The 1115-nt window shown below is 36.8% G+C and carries 1 protein-coding gene; it reads right to left on the bottom strand.

What is annotated here, in order from left to right; all coding sequences use genetic code 11:
- A protein-coding gene (locus BABA_RS27100) for an IS3-like element IS981 family transposase (protein ID WP_157273083.1) occupies positions 1-1076 on the bottom strand; the annotation gives its coding sequence in 2 pieces (ribosomal slippage) (positions 1-860 and positions 860-1076; 1077 coding nt annotated over the 2 pieces). This gene is flagged as partial in the annotation.
- Between the last annotated feature and the right edge of the window lie 39 nt (positions 1077-1115).

Below are 1115 nucleotides of genomic sequence, written 5' to 3' on the forward strand. Positions count from 1 at the left end.
ATACCCTAAACTTTGATGGATTCGTTTTGAATTATAAAAGGCTTCGATGTACCAGAAAATACTCTGATAGGCTTCTTCAAAGTTCTTATATTTAAATTGATACACCCACTCTCTTTTTAAATGTCCATGCCAAGATTCAAGACTGGCATTATGATAAGGGTATCCCCTTCGACTGAAAGAGTGAGTCATCCCATAATACTTAAGCAACTCTTCATACTCTAGACTCGTATACTGGCTTCCTTGGTCAGAATGAAGAATAACAGCTTCTGGATAGTCTTGTGATTTAATGGCCTTATTTAAAGTTCTTTGCACTAATTCTACAGTCATTCGCTTGCCCAAATCCCAAGCAATGACTTTTTTAGTATAACGATCCATAATGGTTGAGAGATAAGCCCATCCTTGTTGAGTAGGAATATAAGTAATGTCGGTTGACCAAACCTTATTCTTCTTTGTAGGTTCAGTCTGTATGAGATTTTTTCGATTGATGTGATCACTTAGTGAGTATCCAGGCTTAAATTTCTTAATGACTACAGACTTGAGTTGAAGTTGCTTCATTAGCTTCTGTACCAGTTTTAACCCGACTTTTTCCCCTTGTTTAAGTAGAAGATGATGAATTTTAGGAGCACCATAGATTCCTCGGTTAGCATTGAAGAGTTGAGAAATTTTGAGTGACAGGTATTGTCTCCTTAATTGAGTTTTAGATGGATGTCGGTTAATCCGTTCATAATAACTTGATTCAGGAACATCAAGGAGTTGACAGCTTAGTCTGACATTGAGTGCTAAAGTTTGTATGGTTTGAGCCATATCCGCAGCACTCACTTCTTTTTCTCGGCGAATATGGTCAATACTTTTTTTAAGATGTCTCGTTCTTCCTTAACTTTAGCCAGTTGTCTTTTTAATTCTAGAAAATCAGCTTTAGAGACGGAGCTTTCATTAGATTTAGAGTAGAGGTCTATCCATTTATAAATTGTTGCAGGGGCCACGTCGTATTCTTTAGACAGCTGGGTGACGGATTGACCAGAATGATAGAAGGCGATAAGGGTTTCTTTAAATTCTTTTGAGTAGCGTTTTTGCATGTTTTTGTCCTTTGTCTAAATTATACAATAGTGACTCTA

The sequence above is a fragment of the Neobacillus bataviensis LMG 21833 genome (assembly GCF_000307875.1).
Classification (GTDB): domain Bacteria; phylum Bacillota; class Bacilli; order Bacillales; family Cytobacillaceae; genus Neobacillus; species Neobacillus bataviensis.